Below are 20,369 nucleotides of genomic sequence, written 5' to 3' on the forward strand. Positions count from 1 at the left end.
CACTGATTAAATCCGGAGTGAATCAGACTGAAAACCAAAGCAATCACATCAATCTGCTAACAAGATATTGAGATAGAAAAATCTTCCGGCTCAAAAGCATTACCACATTCATCCGTATAAAATATGGCTCAATTCCATAGGTGTGTGTCTTTCTCGAAACTGCCTCGAACGCGGTGGTATGAGAAGAGAAAACAAAGCGCCGGGCTAATTTCAGCCTAATTGTTCTGCTTTAAGCAACTCATTTCTGAAGTATTCGGCATCTGAAGAAAGGTCGGTTCCGGGGAACTGATTTGTAACATCACTCACCAACTGCAAGGATTGTTTTAAAAAAGATACAGTTTCGGGACCGGAAGACTCAGACAGCCTGTGATTCCGCGCTTTTGCAATTTTGGAAGTTAAATAGATGTATTTTTTCGCAGAGGGACTAAAAAGGGCATCGGCAAGACGCTTCCAGATATAATCAATAGCTTGCTCAGAGGGATTAAACATTCGTGAATCATAAAACCTGTAATCGCGCAACTCATCCATAACAATCTCATAAGCCGGGAAATAGTCAACTCCGTCGAACAATTCCACCAGTTTATCAACTGCAAGAAAAAGCACTGACTTGCTGACCTGATTTCCATTGGCTCCATCCTTCCAGTGACGCACAGGGCTGACTGTAAAAAGAATCTTCAGACCCGGATTAAACATTCTAAGAGCGACAATCAGCTCTTTATATTTTCCCACAATCTCTTCTGGCTCAAGCCTGTAACGCGAAAACAAATCGGAAGGAAATTTATGACAGTTGGCTACCACATCTGACGTATCAGTGCGCTCGTAAACATAAGATGTCCCAAAAGTTAAAAACAAAACATTTGCTTTTTTCAGCACTGAATGTGTCAACTGAATAGCGCTATTTATCTTTTCACAAACAGACTGAGCCTCTTTCCCGCTAAATATTCCATGAAAATCGAAATGCTGCCATTTATTACTATGAAAAACCAGCTCATCAGAAGTGCACATAGCCCCTTCAATGGCACGTTCCACAAGGAAGGCCACGGACAAGGGGTTGTAAACCACCCCGAATGGATTCACCAGCGCATTCATTCGTGACATGGTAAAACGCCCCCCAATATTATCGGAAAAACAAGAACCCAAAAACAACATTTCTGAATCCGTATCAATGGAAAAATCAAACTTTCCAACTTTAACTACGGTCCGGAAATCATTCTGCATAGCTATTCGTTTTGAGAGTGTCTCCAATCCAGGAGGTTAGAAAGAAATATAAATCATCAGCCACGGGCTCACAGTGCAATTCATGTCTGGCATTTTTTGCGCCATAAAATCCCGCATTATCTCCAACTCTTTCAGAAAACTGCCTGGTTGTAGAGAAATCAGTTATCACATCGGATGTACCATGAGCAAAAAACAGAGGAATTGAGAATCGAGATGGGTGTTCCAGGATTTCTTTTGCAGAGCGATTCAGTTCATTGAATAAACGTACTGAAATCCTGTGATGCATAAGTTTATCCGTATCACTTGATTTCTGCTGTTCAGGAATGGAGCTTAATTCGTCAGATTTTATCCCCGTTGAAAAAGTCATTTTTGGGAAAAAATGATCAAAAAAAGAAGCAGCTTTTTGAATAAACGGAGATGGGGGCTTGACTAATCTAAGCCAGGGGGAAGTAATAACGGCACCTGCAAAATCCTGTCTTTTCTTAAGCAGAAAGTTTAACACCAGGTTACCTCCCATGCTGTGTCCGTACAGAAACACCGGCAGCTCATCCCAATTGTGCTTCACCAATCTTATAAGACTTCCGATATCATCCAGATAATTACCTATATAATCAATATGTCCGCGTCTGCCCTCTGACTTGCCATGGCCACGCAAATCAACGGAATAAATCAAAAATCCCTGCTGGCAAAGCAATTTAGCCCACTGATCATACCTTCCGGAATGTTCTCCTATTCCATGAACAATACAGATAACAGCCACAGCATCCCCTGCGGGCTTCCATAAACGACCGATAAGGAAAGTCCCGTCACTGGCTACCAGATTAAATTCACTGCTCTGCATCGTATGTTTTGACTCTTCTATTAAAACGGGTGCAAACATAACATTAATGAATACATTTCAAGCACTGCCGGGGCAAAACACAAATGCTAAATTTAGTTAATTTCTAAAAACCAAACAAAAAATAAAACAGCAATTTCCGCGCCATAATTCTGAAAAGTTTGATTTGCGCTATTGGAACCAGCTAACCTGGATTATTCATCAGTATAAAATTAATCTAAGTCATTGGTCTGATGGAACTCGCGATTCTTTTATACATGCCCTTTTGTGGCTGATTTGAAAAATCAATGCTCCATGCTCGTTTCATTCTTTCCACCATGGAGAGGAAAGAAATTTAATGCCCAAAAATCCTCAAAATGCCAACAAGTTCATTATTTTAGCAACAATGTGTTTCCTAAAATCCACATAAAATGTAGAAAGATGCAAAAAACACTGCTTTTTAAAACAGAAAAACACGAAGAACTGTTAGATATAACCAACGAAGTAAGTCGTGTAGTTACAGAATCAGGGATAGAAACCGGCATCGTGAACGTTTATGTGCAGGGCGCCACAGCAGGCATTATGATTCAGGAAAACTGGGATAATTCGGTCCAAACAGACGTACTCAACTGGCTTAAAAAGACCTTCCCCAATGGTATTTGGCAGCACGATGCACAGGACAACAATGGCGACTCACACCTGAAAGCTGGTTTTCCTGGACCATCCGAATCCATTCCTGTTATTAAAGGAAAACCAGGTCTTTCAACCTGGCAAAACATTTTTCTGTGCGAATTTGACGGTCCCCGGAGCAAACGAAGCGTTGTGGTGACCATTTATGATGCTGAATAAAAACAGTAATTCAAATATTTTGCTTTCAACTTTTCTTTCTGCGAGGCAAAACATTGAGACATAGCAATAAATAATTTAACGATACAGAAAGAGGATGTAAAATATGAAATAGCATTTTGGGGATTGCAATAACTGTGAAAAAAGTTTTAATAATCCGGTATATTTAGATTCTTTACATTTGAAAGTTTACGCTTTACCTGGATCTGCAAATCGTATATTCCGCATCAGCCCCTTATAACCGGCACGACGAACAGCGCTTCCTTTTGACAACTCGTCGAATGACGACTCAGAAAGTGCCCGCCAATCCACTTTTGTCATCTCCCGAAAAGCTGGCCTGAGATTAAAATCCTCTTCCTTATGAGGTCGGGCTTTCCAGTTCCACGGACAAACGTCCTGACAAATATCGCAGCCGAATATCCAGCCCTCAAATTGTCCTGAAAACTCCTCTGCAATATCGCCTTTATTTTCAATGGTCAGATAGGAAATACATTTATTGGCATCCAGCTCATAAGGGCCTGTTAGAGCTCCTGTGGGACAGGCATCCAAACAACGGGTGCAGCCACCACAGGCCTCTTTAATGGGAGCTCCGTAAGGCAATTCAATATTGAGAAACAACTCTCCGATAAATACAAATGAACCCAGACGAGGATGTATGAGATTGGTGTTTTTTCCGCGCCATCCAAGTCCCGCACGAGCAGCAAGCGAACGTTCGGAAACCGGGGCTGAATCGACAAAAAAGCGTCCATCGGCTTCCAGAGCGACCTCCGTCTGAACAAAAGACATCAGTTTCTTAAGCCTGTTTTTCACCACTTTATGATAATCCCGTCCGTAGGCATATTTGGAGATCTTAAATCCGTCACCCTGAGATGTATTCCTGTCTGGTTTGTAATTTTGAAGTACTACCACCACTGATTTGGTTCCCTCCACCAGCAATCGGGGATCATTCCGCTTATCCCGGTTCCGGGCCATATAGTCCATGCCTGCATGAGCACCTTTCCCGAGCCACCTCTCATACATTTCAGCTTCTTTTCCCAAAAACTGAGCCTCCACAAAAGCAACATCATCAAATCCAAGCTCCAACGCTTTTTCACGAATCATTTGACCTCGTTGCTCAGCAATCAGATCCATCTCAAACAAATTTAAAGCAGTCCCAACTCCAGAAGGGCTTCTTCAGAAAGCATATCTTTCGTCCAGGGGGGATCAAAAGTCAGATTCAATTCCACATCCTCAACCCCTTCTACCGACAACACTTTTTCATAGACCTCTTCGGGCAATGATTCGGCCACCGGACAATTAGGGGATGTCAATGTCATCACTACTTTCACTTTCCCTTCTTCACGGACCTCCACTTCATAAATCAGTCCCAGATCATATATATTGACCGGAATTTCGGGGTCATAAATGGTTTTAAGAACCTTTACAATATCGGTTTCGGTATTTAGAAATTCTGTACTCATATCTTTCTTCTTTTACACCTAACAATCATATCCGGACCGAAGTTCACAATTACCCCTGCTTCGCTTTAAATGCCAGGGCATAAGCCTTAATTTGTCTCACCATAGCCACCAACCCATTGCTACGGGTAGGTGACAAATGTTCTTTCAGTCCTACTTCATCAATAAAAAAGAGGTCAGTTTCAAGTATTTCGTCGGGAGTATGACCGGAAAGCACACGAAGCAAAAGAGCCACAATTCCTTTTACAATAATGGCATCACTATCTCCCTGTATTTCTATTTTTCCGTTGTTCATCTCCGCATGCAGCCAGACCTTCGACTGGCACCCTTCAATAAGGTTTTGTTGCTGACGATTTGCCTCATCAAAAGAATCGAGTTCATTCCCCAGCTCAATGAGCAAGGAATATTTATCCATCCAGTCGTCAAAGGCTGAAAACTCTTCAATAACCTCCTGTTGTTTTTCTTTTATGGTCATGCTGATATTTTTTTTGCAAAGATAGCAACTTCACAGGAAAAGGCCTGATTATCCAAGCATCATTGCCACCCGTTTCAATGCGTCCACAAGACTGTCTGTTTCCTCTCTGGTGTTGTAAAAAGCAAAGGAAGCTCTGACGGTTCCAGGGATTCCGAATCGATCCATCAGCGGCTGGGCACAATGATGCCCGGTACGCAATGCAAAACCCAGCTTATCCAGGAGAGTCCCCACATCAAAAGGATGAGAATCTCCTAAAAGAAAAGAAATTACACTGGTATGATTTTGAGCCTGCCCCACAAACCGGATACCGGGAACTTCCCTCATTTGCTTCACGGCATATTCAAACAATTCGTGTTCATATTCCCAGACAGCCTTCGTTCCCAGATTTTTCAGATAATCAATAGCAGCACCAAGACCGATAACACCGGCATAGTTCGGTGTTCCTGCTTCAAACTTGTAAGGCAAGTCGTTAAACGTGGTTCCTGAAAAAGAGACCTTATCAATCATCTCTCCCCCTCCCTGATATGGATTCATTTGTTCGAGCCACTTTCTTTTTCCATAAAGAACTCCCACACCGGTTGGTGCATACATCTTATGCCCACTGAACACATAAAAGTCACAATCCAGCTTTTGAACATCAACAGGCACATGATGAATTGCCTGGGCTCCGTCAACCATTACAGGTACACCGGCAGCATGAGCGAGAACAATCATCTCCTTAACGGGATTGATGGTACCCAGCACATTACTGATATGCGTTACTGCAACCAACCGGGTTTTCTCATTCAACAGTTCGGTGAAAGCCTGCATATCCAGCTCACCCTCATCTGTTACCGGCACCACCTTTATAACAACACCCTGCCGCTGTGCAAGAAGCTGCCAGGGAACAATATTGCTGTGGTGTTCCATTTCGGTAAGGATTATCTCATCGCCCTGCCCGAGAAAAGTCTCTCCAAAAGAAGAAGAAAGCAGATTTACTGACTCGGTGGTTCCCCGTGTAAAAATAACCTCATCGGAAGAACCTGCATTCAAAAAGTCAGCAGTTTTTTTGCGGACATCCTCAAAAGCTTCTGTACACACATTGCTCAGATGATGTACCCCTCTGTGAATATTACTGTTTATCGTCTTGTAAACTCCGGCTTCAGCATCAATCACCGACAACGGCTTTTGAGTGGTTGCGGCATTATCGAGATAGACCAAAGGTTTACCATTCACATCCTGATGGAGAATGGGAAAATCGTCTCTAATTTTTCGGATATCAAAAGCCATAGTATGAAAACAAACAATCCGGTACCTGCCAGCAAAGACGGGTACCGGAAAATATTATTACCAAATAAACATGCTTAAAGGCAGGTTACGTCGGTACCCTTTTGACCGCAAACCACGCACGAGTGACATTTATCCAGCTCTCCGCGGAAGCGCTTCTCTACCAATGTACGGATCTGCTCGCGCAAAGGCTCTACCTTTATTTTCTCAATCACCTCATAGGCGAAAGCATACATCAGCAAAATGGTTGCCTCTTCCTTATTGATTCCGCGGGTACGCAGATAAAACATGGCATCCTCATCAATCTGTCCCACTGTTGCACCATGGCTACACTTTACATCGTCAGCATAAATCTCAAGCTGCGGCTTGGTATTCATTTTTGCGTCATTGGTAAGAAGCAGGTTATTGTTGGACTGATAAGCGTTGGTTTTCTGAGCATCGGGACGAACCATGATTTTCCCGGTAAATGCACCAGTTGAGTGATCATCCAACACCCCCTTAAACAACTCATCACTAAAACAATCCGGAACTGCATGATCGATGTAGGAGAAGTTATCCACATGCTGATTTTTATCCAGCAGATACAAACCATAGGCATGACCTTCGGCATGAGATCCGGCCAGCTTCAGTTCGATGTTGTTGCGGGCAACACCGGCATGCAATGTAAGGTTATTGGTTGCTAAATGTGAGTTTTCATGTTGTTCAAAATAGAACCCGGCTACCTGAGTGGTTGCGTTGTGCTGGTTTTGCAGATTATACAAATCCAACCGTGCATCTTTACCCACATAACCTTCTGTTACACTATTCATCACAAACTTACCGGTTGTCAGTGTATGGTCGCATACCATGATGCGCGCCTCACTGTTGTCCTCCATCACCACAAGGTTGCGCTGAGTAGTCATCAAAGCATCTTCCGACATCAGAATATTCACGATCTGAATGGGTCTCTCAACAGCAACCCCTTTGGGGACATGCACAAAAAAACCGTCCTGAGCAAACATGGTATTAAAGGCCACTGCACCATCCGACAAATGGGGAGCTCTGGTACCGTAATACTTTTCAATCAAATCAGGATTTTCCTTTGCCATCTGCGCCATACTGCCAATTACCAACCCTTTGGGCAGTACCCCCGGATTATTTCGGGTATAATACCAGCCGTTTACCAAATAGATGGTAATTGAATCAAGGGTATCCACATCGCAGGAAAAAATATCCTCCAGATTCTCTGTGAGTGTCTCAGGCTTCAACGAAAAGGTAAAATCTCCGCTGAATAATGGTTGAAGATTGGTGTATTTATAATTCTCAACTTTATTGGAAGGGATTCCCAACTCCTGAAAAGCATCAAAAGCCTCATCGCGCAAACTGTTAAGCACCGAAGAGGAATGCGATTCAATGGCAGCCCTGTTTTCGTCAAACAGTTCAGCCAGAGAGATGTCCTTTCCAATGATATTTTTGATTACATTATCCATTCAATTCAAAATTAAAAGTTCGACTCCGGGAAAGGCAATTTATTTATCGCCAAACTCCTTCTTTATCCAGTCGTACCCATTGGCCTCCAACTCATGAGCAAGTTCTTTTCCGCCGGTTTTCACAATACGACCGTGATAGAGCACATGTACATAATCGGGGACAATATATTCCAGAAGTCGCTGATAGTGTGTGATGAGCACAGTGGCATTATCGGGACGTTTCAACTTGTTCACCCCGTTGGCAACCACTCTCAAGGCATCAATATCCAGCCCTGAATCGGTCTCATCCAGAATGGAAAGCTTAGGCTCAAGCATAGCCATCTGAAAAATCTCATTTTTCTTTTTCTCTCCCCCGCTGAATCCTTCGTTTACTGAACGATTTGTTAAATCAGAGTCTATATCCACCAGATTTTTCTTCTCACGCATCAACTTCAGAAACTCACTGGCAGACAACGGTTTTTCTTCTCTGTATTTACGCAGCTCATTAATAGAAGTACGTAAAAAATTTACCATACTCACACCCGGAATCTCTACAGGGTACTGAAAACTCAGAAACAAGCCTTCCCTGGCTCTGTCTTCCGGAGCCATTTCCAGGATGTCTTTCCCGTTAAACTGCACTTCTCCCTCACTCACTTCAAACATTTCATTTCCGGCAAGCACGGAAGCCAGAGTACTTTTCCCTGAACCATTGGGGCCCATAATTGCATGGACTTCTCCTGGTTTTACCTTCAGATCAATCCCCCTGAGGATTTCCTTATCTTCTATTTTAGCATGTAAGTTTTTTATCGAAAGCATATTTTCAGAACTTATATGATGATTATATGATGGAATTCTGCGCCAACAGGACTTACAAAACTCCCAAAAATTTATTTCTTTTTAAGTGCACACTACCCAACGCTACCTTCAAGGCTTATTTCAAGCAACTTCTGGGCTTCCACCGCAAACTCCATGGGCAACTGATTGATTACTTCCTTCACATATCCGTTTACAATCAGTCCAACAGCACTTTCAGTATCTATGCCACGCTGGTTGCAATAAAAAATCTGATCCTCGCCAATTTTGGAGGTGGTAGCCTCGTGCTCAACTTTTGCCGAGTTGTTATTGATTTCCAGATAGGGGAAAGTATGCGCTCCGCATTTATCTCCCATCAGCAATGAATCGCACTGTGAGAAGTTTCTTGCATTTTCTGCTCTCTTGGAAACTTTTACAAGTCCGCGATAACTATTTTGGCTTTTCCCGGCAGAGATACCTTTTGAAACCACCAGACTTTTGGTGTTTTTCCCGAGGTGAATCATTTTTGTTCCGGTATCGGCCTGCTGATGATTATTGGTCAGCGCCACCGAGTAAAACTCTCCGGAAGAATGGTCACCCATCAGTACACAACTTGGATATTTCCAGGTAATGGCTGATCCTGTTTCCACCTGTGTCCATGATATTTTAGAATAATCTCCTTTACAAAGACCACGTTTGGTAACAAAGTTATAGATTCCCCCCTTGCCGTCTTTGTCGCCAGGATACCAGTTCTGAACGGTTGAATACTTCACCTCTGCCCGCTCCATAGCCACAATCTCGACAATGGCTGCGTGCAACTGATTCTCATCCCGCTGGGGAGCAGTACAACCTTCCAGATAACTCACATAACTGTCATCTTCGGCCACAATCAGAGTACGCTCAAACTGCCCCGTATTCATAGCATTGATGCGGAAGTAAGTAGATAATTCCACAGGACTGCGAACACCTTTGGGGATATAAACAAATGAACCGTCGGAAAAAACAGCAGAGTTCAATGCAGCAAAGTAATTGTCATTGGGTGGCACCACACTACCCAGATGCTTCTTCACCAGGTCGGGATACTCTTTAATAGCATCACTGATACTGCAAAAGATAATCCCTTTTTCAGCCAGCGTTTCCCTGAAAGTTGTCTTTACAGAAACACTATCCATCACTGCATCTACAGCCACGCCTGCAAGCTGTTTCTGTTCCTCCAGAGGAATTCCCAATTTATCAAAAGTCGCCTTCAGTTCCGGATCCACGTCATCCATACTATCCAGCTTGGGCTTACTCTTTGGTGCAGCATAATAAATAATATCCTGAAAATCAATTTCGGGAATATTCAGATGAGCCCAGTCCGGTGTTTCCATCTTTAGCCAGTTGCGATAAGCCTCAAGACGATACTCCAGCATAAATTCAGGTTCTCCTTTACGTTTGGAAATCTCCTTGATAACCTCTTCACTCAACCCTTTGGGCAGCATATCCATCTCAATGTCGGTATAGAAACCGTATTTATACTCCCCTTTGGTTACTTCTTCTAATATTTTATCTTGTTCTGTTGCCATATCAAAAATTAATCAGTCATTCTGGTGGTTAAAACAACGATAATGAGTATAGGGTTCAATTCATTAAGGATTAATAACAATTGCGGATGCAAAGGTATTAAACATTTAGATTAAATCTAAATTTACACAGGCATTTTACTTTTCGACTGACTTCTTGATATTTATTTAGAAAAAGAAGAACCCGACTATTATTGTATCTTTGCAAAACAAAAGCAAAATCATGAGTAAAACGGTTACACCACTATCAGAAGTAGGCCTTTTTGGTCTCATCGAACATATTGAAAAAACGTTTCCCAACAGACGAAGCAATACGTTATGCGGAATAATGAATGACGCCTCGATCACCGGTGCGGAAGGTGATGAATTGGCGGCCTCACATAATCTGATGCTGGAGGGCATTCATTTCGATCTGACCTATTACCCCCTTCGTCATCTGGGATACAAAGCTGTAGTATCAGGGATCTCCGACGTCATAGCTTCCGGAGCTGTGCCCACACACATAAATCTGGCACTGGGTCTCAGCAGCAAGATGTCTCTGGAAGCCGTTGAATTACTTATGGAAGGTGTGGCAATGGCATGCCAGAAATATGATCTGGATCTGACAGGGTTCCGCCCTTCCTCATCGCTCACTGGGTTGACCATTTCAACTTCTGCATTTGGATTTGCTCAAAAAGAGAAAACCTTCAATCGCATTGGCGCCAAAGACAATGACTTGATTTGTGTTACCGGAGACCTGGGTGCGGCCTTTATGGGCTTGCAACTATTGGAAAGAGAAAAACAGGTAATGAATAAGACCGGTCAGAACGATCCGGATTTTGCAGGTTACGATTATTTGCTGGAAAGACAATTAAAACCGGAAGCTCGTATAGAATTACTGTCACAGTTACAGGAGGCGGCACTGGCTCCAACATCAATGAGCCTTGTGCGGGAAGGACTTGCTGCTGCTCTGCTCAGACTCTGTAAAGCATCCGGAACGGGCTGCAATATTTATGAGAATAAGGTCCCCATTGATCATGCCACCTCCACTCTTGCAGAGGAAATGGAGATAAACCCACTTGTCGCAGCACTTAACGGAGGGGAAGATTATGAAATTTTATTTACGTTGTCGCTGGAAGATTACCAGAAAATAGAAAAAGAAGGAAAAGGGCTGAAAGATGTATTTGTGATTGGCCATACAACTCCCGAATCGAAAGGGTATACCCTGGAAACCAATGCCGGAGAAGAAATTGAATTGAAAGCCCGCGGATGGGGAAATGAAGATAACAAAAATTAAAAACCATACAGCATTCCTGATAAGACTATATTATATTTGCCAATATGGGAGAAACATTTAGGCAGTATCCGTCATCCGTTAAAACAATGAATAACGACTAAAACAAATATATGTACGAGTTTATTTCCGGTAAAATTGCACAAATCACCCCTGCCTATGCCATCGTTGAAAACAATGGAATAGGTTACTTTTTAAACATTTCGCTTTTCACATATGAGGCCCTGAAGGATCAAAACGAGGTTCAGTTATACATCCACGAACACATTCGTGAAGATGCCTTTTTATTTTATGGATTTTTTGAGACCAGGGAAAGAGACCTGTTCCGGATGCTCATCTCGGTTTCGGGCATTGGCTCTAACACGGCCAGAATGATGCTCTCATCTATGTCGCCCGATGAGTTGCACATAGCCATATCCACAGGAAATGTAAATCAAATTAAAAGCATCAAAGGAATAGGACTGAAAACGGCACAGCGCCTGATTGTAGAATTGAAAGACAAAATAGGCAAGGCCGCTGAAGGAGAAAATTTCCTGATGCCTGCAGACAATACAAAAGCAGAAGAAGCGTTATCTGCTTTAGTGATGTTGGGTTTTTCAAAAGGGCCATCGCAAAAAACAATTGATAAGATACTTAAGGAAGACCCCGGTCGCAAAGTTGAAGAGATCATCAAACTTGCTTTAAAAATGATGTAACCCGGCGAACATTCCGCAATTTTTCTGAATGCACACAAAATACAACAAACATAGCCTCATCTCCTTTGCCCTCCTTTCTCTCCTGGTTTTTACAGGAGCCACTCCCGGCATGGCCTCATCCCTCGATTCCCAACCCGGCGCAACCATCCAGCGCCCCGATACCACCGAAACCTTCCGAATAGACCGCATTATTCATCCGGAAGAATTTTCAACCCCCGAAGATCAGGAAACATCTCCAATCATTCCACAACCGGAAAACAGCTCCTACCGCGCAGAGTATGACCCTGCAACCGGGTTGATAAATTTGTTTAAAATGGTAGGCAGTGTTCCCGTAAAACTCCCATACACCATGACCGTTGAGGAGTATCGCAAACAGGAGATGCGCAAATCAATGATGAGATACTGGGACGAAAACATGGCGGCAACAGAGGAAGACGGGGCCGGAGGAATTCAATTCGGAGCAGGACAGGCCGTTGAAAGTATTTTCGGAAGCAGTACCATCAATATTCGCCCCCAGGGAATTGCAGAACTTCAAATCGGCGTAAACCATACCCGCATCGACAACCCCACCCTTCAGGAGAGAATGCGGAAAACCACCACGTTCGACTTTCAGGAAAAAATTCAAATGAACATCACCGGAAACATTGGTGATAAACTCCGCATGGGCATTAATTACAATACTGAAGCCACTTTTGATTTTGAAAACCAGATCAACCTGGAATACACCGGTCATGAAGATGAAATTCTGCAAAAAGTGGAAGCTGGAAATGTAACCCTTCCTCTTCCGGGAACCTTGATTACAGGAAGCCAGAGTCTGTTCGGTGTCAAAACAGAGATGCAGTTTGGCCGCCTCACGGTAACTTCCATTTTTTCTCAACAAAAAGGAGAAACCTCCACCATGGATATCCAGGGGGGAGCCCAACAGCAGGATTTTGAGATAAGTGCTGATGAATACGATAAAAACCGTCACTTTTTTCTGGCCCATCATTTCAGAGAGCGATACAATGAGGCCATGAAGAATCTTCCCATTATCAATTCTCCTTTCAATATCACAAAAATTGAAGTCTGGATAACCAACCGCAGTAACGATTTTAATGAATCCAGAAACATCATTGCCTTTGCCGACCTGGCCGAAAGTGCCAACAATATGGCCAACCCGGGCCTATGGACTGCCCAGCCGGGTGCCATCCCCTCCAATGAGGCCAACAACCTCTATGCCAACATGAACAGCACCTATTCAGGAGCAAGGGACATCAATCAGGTTTCATCTACTTTTGCATCGCTCGAAAATCAGGGTTTCAGAGGATCCAGGGAATATGAGAAAATAGAAAATGCCAGGTTGCTCAACAGTTCACAATATACGCTGCACAGCAAACTGGGTTATATATCATTAAACAGTCCTCTTGATGATGATGAAGTATTGGCAGTAGCCTTCGAATACACTTACAACGGACAAGTATATCAGGTAGGAGAATTCAGTACCGGGGGTATTGAAGCGCCAAACAGTTTATATCTCAAACTTCTCAAAGGGACACTGCTCTCTCCCAGACTCAAAACCTGGGATTTAATGATGAAGAACATCTACGCCATTGGTGCCTATCAGGTTAGCCCTGAAGACTTTATCATGGATGTGGTTTATCTGGATGATTCCAAAGGTTCATTTATCAACTATTTCCCAGAAGGTCCTGAACCTGAAGATGGTGGGATCAACGGCGAACTTCTCATCGGCATCATGGGCCTCGACAGGCTGGACAGCAATCAGGAACCATATCCCGACGGAACTTTTGACTATGTCCCGGGATACACCATTCTTCCGGAACAGGGACGGGTGGTTTTTCCTGTTGTGGAGCCCTTTGGCCGTCATCTGGAAGAAAAACTGACAGGCAACCAGGCGCTTATCGACAAATATGTATTTCATGCCCTGTACGATTCCACTCTGACCAATGCATCACAATTTGCCGAAAAAAACAAATTCAAACTTTCCGGAACCTACAAATCATCCGTAAGCAGTGAAATTTCTTTAAATGCATTCAACATTCCTGAGGGATCAGTTGTAGTTACCGCAGGAGGCATCAAACTTACCGAAAACCAAGACTACTCGGTAGATTATACCACCGGACGCATCCGCATCCTGAATGAAGGTCTTTTGGAGTCTGGGACCCCTATCCAAGTCTCTCTGGAGAGCCAGGAGATGTTTAACCTTCAGACCAAAACATTGCTGGGAACACACCTTAACTATCAGTTCAACAACGACTTCAACGTCGGAGCAACGCTGATGCATTTGCGCGAGCGACCGCTTACCCAGAAAGTCAACTTTGGTGATGAACCCATTGCCAACACCATTTGGGGAATCAACACCTCTTATTATACCGAATCCAACGGATTAACCGCTCTCATTGATAAATTACCACTGGTGGAAACCACCACACCCTCTTCCATTTCATTCGAAGGAGAATTTGCTCAGTTAATCCCCGGACATCCCAATGTCATTGACAAAGAAGGGACATCGTACATCGACGATTTTGAAGGCAGTGAAATCCCTATTGATATCAAAAACTGGACAGCATGGAAACTTGCCAGTACCCCGCAGGGACAACCCGATATATTTCCGGAAGCTGCCAATATCAACGATTTGAGCTATGGATTTAACAGGGCAAAGATAGCGTGGTACGTCATTGACCCTCTCTTTTTGCGCAATAACAACCTTACGCCCGGCCACCTTCGCCAGAATTCTGACCAGCAATCCAGTCATTTCGTACGCGAAGTATATGAAAAAGAGATTTTCCCTTACCGCGAAAGTGCCTATGGCGAGCCAACCAATATCCCGGTTCTCAACCTGGCCTATTATCCGGACGAACGGGGACCGTATAACTTCGATACCAATCTGACACAGGACGGGAAACTTGAAACCCCAAATCAACGTTGGGGAGGTATCATGCGGGAGATTCAGCAAAGTGATTTCGAATCTGCCAATGTAGAGTACATAGAATTCTGGGTCATGGATCCCTTTGTTTACGAAGACGGCCCGGAACAGGGAGGCGATTTTTACATCAACCTGGGTAATATTTCTGAAGACATCCTTCGCGATTCGCGTAAATTCTTTGAGCAGGGGTTACCCGGGCCCGAGGATCCGTTTGAGGTGGACAGCACTGCCTGGGGATATGTTCCCACCAAGCAAAGTCTGGTCAATGCGTTCAGCAATGACCCGGCAACCCGATATGCCCAGGACGTCGGATTAAACGGCATGAATTCCGAAACGGAACGTTCCTTCTACCGGGACACACCGCATCCATTCCTTAACCTGATAGACAATTTGTTTGGTTCCGGTTTGCTAAGTGATGAGGCTTACCAAAAAATCATCAACGACCCGGCAGGAGACGACTATCACTACCACAGAGGCAGCGATTATGACCAGGCAGAAACAGGCATTCTCGACAGATACAAAAATTTCAACAACCCGGAAGGAAACTCCATCCCTTCCGAATACTCCAACGAAAGCTACAGCACAGCGTCAACGACGCTCCCCGATGGAGAAGACATCAACAGAGACAATACGCTAAGCGAAACAGAAAGCTACTTTCAGTACAAAATAAGCCTTCGCCCCCAAGATATGAATGTGGGAGAAAACTTCATAACCGACCAGATTGAATCCACTGTAACCCTGAAAAACGGAGAGACCAGCTCTGTAAAATGGTATCAGTTTAAAGTGCCGGTAAATGAACCTGACACAACAATAGGAGAATTAAGTGACCTAAGTTCTGTCCGCTTCATGCGAATGTTTATGAAAAACTTTTCAGACACCGTAGTCCTCCGTTTTGCAACCATGGATCTGGTTCGCTCCGAGTGGAGAAAGTACAACGATGATTTGTTTGAGATTGATGATATGGTATCTCCGGTTCAAACCACACAATTCGAAGTGGCTACCGTAAACATCGAAGAAAACGGCACCCGCAAGCCCGTGAATTATGTGCTTCCTCCCGGTATCGACAGAGTTATTGATCCGGGTAATCCACAAATCAGGCAACTCAACGAACAATCGCTGGTACTCAAAACCACGGACCTGGCCGGGAGTGATGCCCGGGCTGTTTACAAGACCCTGAACATGGACATGCGCCAGTACCGCCGCATAAAAATGGAAGTTCATGCCGAAGAAGTCTCCGGTTATCCGTTGGAAGACGATGACATTGTAGCGTTTATCAGGTTGGGGACTGACTTCAGAAATAACTATTACGAATATGAAATACCTCTGAAGCTTACTCCGGAGGGGACCTATAGTAACAATTCAACCAGCGATAGATACATTGTCTGGCCGGAAGAAAACAGTTTTGACTTCCCCATAGAGTTGCTCCAACAAATAAAACTCAGACGCAATGATGAATTACGAAGCGGGAATCAGGATGTGGCCATTAACAAGAAGTTTTACACTGCCGACCCCGATAATCCGGATAATTACATTGGGATAAAAGGTAATCCGAGTCTGGCCAATGTCCGCTCTGTCATGATTGGTATTCGGAACAACACCATTGATTTAAAGTCCACGGAGGTATGGTTTAACGAACTCAGGCTGTCCGATTTCGACGAAGAAGGAGGTTGGGCTGCCAATGCGCGGGTAAATGTAAAACTGGCCGATCTGGGAAGCGTATCCATGGCAGGAAAGGTGAACACCATTGGCTTTGGAAGCATAGAACAGAGCGTTAACGAAAGGAGCCGGGAAGATTACTATCAATACGATATCGCAACCAACCTGGAGCTGGGCAAACTGCTGGGGCCAGAGTCAAGACTATCGGCTCCTATGTACATCAGCGCCAGCGAACAGGTTGCAACGCCTGAATACAATCCGCTGGACCCTGATATTACCATGGAGCAGGCACTGGACAATGCTTCATCACAGGCAGCAAGAGACAGCATCAAGGATTTATCTCAGGACCGGACCAGCCGAAAAAGCATCAATTTTACCAATGTCAGATTAAAACCCAAAGACAATCAACCAAAGATCTACGACCTTTCTAATCTGAGTGCCACCTATTCCTACAACGAATCGGAACACAAGGACGTCAAGACAGAGTATAAAATTGATAAAACCTACCGGGGAATTTTAGCTTACAATTTCTCCAGTCAACCCAAAATTGTAGAACCCTTTAAAAATATTAAAGGGGGGGTCTTCAAACTGATTCGTGATTTCAATTTCTACCTGCTCCCCAGTCAGATTAATTACCGATGGGAGTTGATGCGTGATTATTCAGAATCCCAACTGAGAAACGTTAACAACCCTACATTTAAGATACCTGTTTCGGTGCGAAAAGATTTTAACTGGAATCGCTACTTTGAAATGACCTACAATCTGACAAGGTCGCTGAAGCTTGATTTCCGCACCACAACCAATGCCCGTATTGATGAGCCCACAGGTGTTGTCAATAAAGACCGCTACCGCGATGAGTATGAACTATGGAAAGATTCGGTGATGCGCAATATCATGTCATATGGCCGAACAACCAACTACCAGCACAACATCAATGCCAGTTACCGGTTGCCCATCAATAAGCTTCCTATGCTCGACTGGACTTCGGCAAATATCAATTACGGAGCTCAGTTTAACTGGCAACAAGGCCCCATCACTGAAGAACAGTACGAATGGGGTAATACCATCAGAAACTCTAACACCATCCAGGGGAATGCACAATTCAACTTCACCGGGTTGTACAACAAAGTTGACTATTTGAGAAATCTTTCGCGTCCACAACAAAAATCAGGAGGAACCGAACAACTGAGATATACCAGTCACAGTCTGAATATTCAAAAAGACACTCCCCTGGAAATTGAGCACAAGCTTAACACCACTGATGTTCAGGTACGCATATTTGACAGCAACGGACGCCCCGTTCAGGGAACTACCAGGGTCATTGACAACAACAAGGTTGCTTTTGTTGCCACGCGGGACATCTCCAATGCAAGAACATTGATTACAGGTCAACGAGAAACTACCACATCTCCCATAAAGATTGTTACAGACAATGTACTCAAACTGGCCACGGGAATTAAAAACCTCTCGGTTTCCTACTCCTCCAATAATGGAACCACTCTTCCCGGATACCTGCCTAAATCAGGATTCCTGGGCAATCAAAATGTCCGCGGTATCAATGCACCCGGTATTCCATTCCTTTTGGGCGTTCAGGACAGAGATTTCGCAATGACAGCGGTGGAAAATAACTGGCTGACCACCGACAGTACACTGAACACTCCATATATCATGACGCACACTGAAGATCTTAATATTCGTGCAACCATTGAACCGATCAAAGATCTCCGAATAGACATCACTGCCAATCGCCGGTATTCCAACAATATGAATGAGTATTATCTCTTTAATGGAGAGCAGTTCAGAGGGGCGTTCAACACCATGGAGTCGGGAAGTTTTTCCATGAGTTTTATTACCCTGGCCACTGCCTTCGATAAAGTAGAAAAAAATGGTGATTACAGTTCACCTGCTTACGATCAGTTTTTAAAAAACCGGACTGAAATCGCCGAACGACTGGGTAGCGAAAGAGCAGGAACCACATATCCGGAAACAGAGTACTATCAGGAAAGAAACATTTCGGGACTGGCTTACAACCCGAATGGATACCCTGACAGAGGACATTCTGTAGAATCTGGCGTGGACGGATACAACCTCACATCAAGGGAAGTATTAATACCGGCCTTTCTTTCGGCCTATTCGGGCAAAAGTGCCGATAACATTTTCCTGGAAACATTCCCTTCATTAGCGTACATCAAACCCAACTGGCGAATTAATTACAGTGGCCTTTCCAAGATTAAATTCTTTAAAAAGTTTGTAAAATCTTTCGACATCAGTCATGCATACACCTCCACCTATTCCATCGGAAATTATCAAACCAATCTGGAATGGCAGGAAAATGGCGACGGACTGAGTTTTGTAAGAGATGCACAGGATAATTTTATTGCGAAATATCTGATTAGCGGCGTTACCATTACAGAACAATTTGCACCTTTCCTTCAGTTCAACATTACCTGGCCGGGCAACTTCAGCACCCGCGCCGAATACAAAAAGGGACGGATTCTTAACCTTAGCCTCAACAACAACCAGCTCATCGAAAATTACAACAACGAGTGGGTGATTGGAATTGGCTACCGATTTGACAAGATGGATATGATTCTGGGAAAATCGGACAATCAAACAAAAATATCCTCCGACCTGAACCTGAGAGCAGACATCTCTATGCGTGAAAGCTTTTCAATCATCAGAAAAATCCAGGAACGATCGAATCAAATGACAGCAGGACAAAAGATTACCACCCTGAAGCTGACGGCTGACTATGTCCTGAGCGACAGGTTTAACGTTCAGGTCTTCTACGACCGTCAGGTCAACAATCCCTACATTTCATCTTCCTATCCTACATTTAACACCAATGTGGGAGTAAGTTTCCGTTTCTCACTGGCTCAATAAGGAAAAAACACATTAACCGACCTTATACATAGTGCTTGCCCGAAAAGTCCAATTTCTGCGTTACGTCCTTTCTGAAAACAGTTATTTACTAAAGTAAACGCCTTGATTTTCAGAAAGGCCAAGCCTTGAACTTGAACTTTTCAAATCAAGCACTCAGAAAAACCATAGTTTTATTGCTGGCACTACATAATATCAACAACACATTTAAATTCAGATAGTTGATTTATGTATTTCTCTAAAAGAAAAAAGCCTCGCTTTTGGGAGGACTGGATTATACATAAATTATCTATTACAATGGTCAATTACCTGCTGAATAGAAGCGTCCTCGATAAAATTGATTTGAAAATAGTTCACTATTTCATCCGAATAAAATTTACTTATTATGGTCGCATGGAACTCGTCCCGAACAATCGGGTCTCGTTTCTTTCATCAATTTTCTTTGCAGGTGCCGATATTTATTGGCAATTGAACATTTCATAACGAAAACTCTTGAAGCGAAGATCGACGAAGTCAATAAACCAGGTTAAGGAACACAGGAAATCACCTACTTGAAATATATGCAACCTTTCTGTTAGATAATTCTTAAAATTTTATCTAATTTTGAAAGGAAATCCATAAACAACAAAAAGATATGAACATACCGGAAAACCTAAAATTCACCAAAGATCACGAGTGGGTTAAAATTGAAGGTAACGTAGCCACTGTAGGTGTTACCGACTTCGCACAGAGCGAATTGGGAGACATTGTATTTGTAGAAATCGAGACTGAAGATGAAGACCTCGAAAAAGAGGAAGTTTTTGGTACCATTGAAGCTGTAAAAACTGTTTCTGATCTTTACATGCCTGTTGCCGGAAAAATCATTGAGGTTAACGAGGAGTTGGAAAGTCAGCCCGAATTGGTAAACAAAGAGCCATATGAAGGTGGCTGGATGGTAAAGATTGAAATGGCTGATCCCGATCAGGCTGATGACCTGCTTTCTGCCAGCGATTACAAAAAATTAATTGAGTAGCGAAAACTATTCTGAACAATTAAAAAGGCGACCTGATTTATTTCAGGTC

At 43.5% G+C, this 20,369-nt stretch carries 14 protein-coding genes; 5 read left to right on the forward strand and 9 right to left on the reverse strand.

Annotated elements, in window-relative coordinates; all coding sequences use genetic code 11:
* Positions 1-210 precede the first annotated feature (210 nt).
* Together W7W_RS0120650 and W7W_RS0120655 are read right to left on the reverse strand one after the other, a co-directional pair.
* Entirely contained in the window at positions 211-1,218 is a 1,008-nt protein-coding gene (locus tag W7W_RS0120650) for a GSCFA domain-containing protein (RefSeq protein WP_010665513.1), read from the reverse strand.
* Complete coding sequence (locus W7W_RS0120655) at positions 1,208-2,059, reverse strand: alpha/beta hydrolase (protein ID WP_010665514.1); 852 nt, start codon at positions 2,057-2,059, stop codon at positions 1,208-1,210. The genes W7W_RS0120650 and W7W_RS0120655 overlap by 11 nt, the downstream gene beginning before the upstream one ends.
* Positions 2,060-2,476: 417 nt before the next feature.
* On the opposite strand from W7W_RS0120655, the gene W7W_RS0120660 reads away from it, so the two are divergent.
* Positions 2,477-2,884: a secondary thiamine-phosphate synthase enzyme YjbQ gene (locus W7W_RS0120660; protein ID WP_010665515.1), complete on the forward strand. Its 408-nt coding sequence runs from the start codon at positions 2,477-2,479 to the stop codon at positions 2,882-2,884.
* 186 nt (positions 2,885-3,070) lie between these two features.
* On the opposite strand, the gene queG is transcribed toward W7W_RS0120660, so the two are convergent.
* The 7 genes from queG to sufB form a co-directional block, all read right to left on the reverse strand.
* Positions 3,071-4,012 carry a tRNA epoxyqueuosine(34) reductase QueG gene (queG, locus tag W7W_RS0120665; RefSeq protein WP_010665516.1) on the reverse strand — a complete coding sequence of 314 codons (942 nt, stop codon included), beginning with the start codon at positions 4,010-4,012 and terminating at the stop codon, positions 3,071-3,073.
* A gap of 11 nt (positions 4,013-4,023) precedes the next feature.
* Entirely contained in the window at positions 4,024-4,341 is a 318-nt protein-coding gene (locus W7W_RS0120670; protein WP_010665517.1) for an SUF system Fe-S cluster assembly protein, read from the reverse strand.
* A gap of 49 nt (positions 4,342-4,390) precedes the next feature.
* Positions 4,391-4,813: a SufE family protein gene (locus W7W_RS0120675; protein WP_010665518.1), complete on the reverse strand. Its 423-nt coding sequence runs from the start codon at positions 4,811-4,813 to the stop codon at positions 4,391-4,393.
* Positions 4,814-4,861: 48 nt separating this feature from the next.
* Entirely contained in the window at positions 4,862-6,082 is a 1,221-nt protein-coding gene (locus W7W_RS0120680) for an aminotransferase class V-fold PLP-dependent enzyme (protein ID WP_010665519.1), read from the reverse strand.
* Between the two features lie 74 nt (positions 6,083-6,156).
* The gene (sufD, locus tag W7W_RS0120685; protein ID WP_010665520.1) at positions 6,157-7,548 is read right to left on the reverse strand and encodes a Fe-S cluster assembly protein SufD; all 1,392 of its coding nucleotides are present in this window, start codon (positions 7,546-7,548) and stop codon (positions 6,157-6,159) included.
* A gap of 39 nt (positions 7,549-7,587) precedes the next feature.
* Positions 7,588-8,343, reverse strand: a complete 756-nt coding sequence (sufC, locus tag W7W_RS0120690; RefSeq protein WP_010665521.1) for a Fe-S cluster assembly ATPase SufC — start codon at positions 8,341-8,343, stop codon at positions 7,588-7,590.
* 92 nt (positions 8,344-8,435) lie between these two features.
* On the reverse strand, positions 8,436-9,884 hold the full coding sequence (gene sufB, locus W7W_RS0120695; RefSeq protein ID WP_010665522.1) for a Fe-S cluster assembly protein SufB: 1,449 nt from the start codon (positions 9,882-9,884) through the stop codon (positions 8,436-8,438).
* Positions 9,885-10,104: 220 nt separating this feature from the next.
* Between sufB and thiL the strand changes: the two genes are divergently transcribed.
* From thiL to gcvH, 4 genes are all read left to right on the forward strand, one after another.
* Positions 10,105-11,157, forward strand: coding sequence for a thiamine-phosphate kinase (gene thiL, locus W7W_RS0120700; protein WP_010665523.1), 1,053 nt, complete (start codon positions 10,105-10,107; stop codon positions 11,155-11,157).
* Between the two features lie 110 nt (positions 11,158-11,267).
* Complete coding sequence (ruvA, locus tag W7W_RS0120705) at positions 11,268-11,849, forward strand: Holliday junction branch migration protein RuvA (RefSeq protein ID WP_010665524.1); 582 nt, start codon at positions 11,268-11,270, stop codon at positions 11,847-11,849.
* Between the two features lie 28 nt (positions 11,850-11,877).
* Positions 11,878-19,311, forward strand: coding sequence for a T9SS outer membrane translocon Sov/SprA (sov, locus tag W7W_RS0120710; protein ID WP_010665525.1), 7,434 nt, complete (start codon positions 11,878-11,880; stop codon positions 19,309-19,311).
* 631 nt (positions 19,312-19,942) lie between these two features.
* Positions 19,943-20,320 carry a glycine cleavage system protein GcvH gene (gcvH, locus tag W7W_RS0120715; protein ID WP_010665526.1) on the forward strand — a complete coding sequence of 126 codons (378 nt, stop codon included), beginning with the start codon at positions 19,943-19,945 and terminating at the stop codon, positions 20,318-20,320.
* The last annotated feature ends 49 nt before the right edge of the window (positions 20,321-20,369 follow it).

Origin of the sequence: Marinilabilia salmonicolor JCM 21150, from assembly GCF_000259075.1 — a bacterium.
Taxonomy (GTDB): Bacteria; Bacteroidota; Bacteroidia; order Bacteroidales; family Marinilabiliaceae; genus Marinilabilia; species Marinilabilia salmonicolor.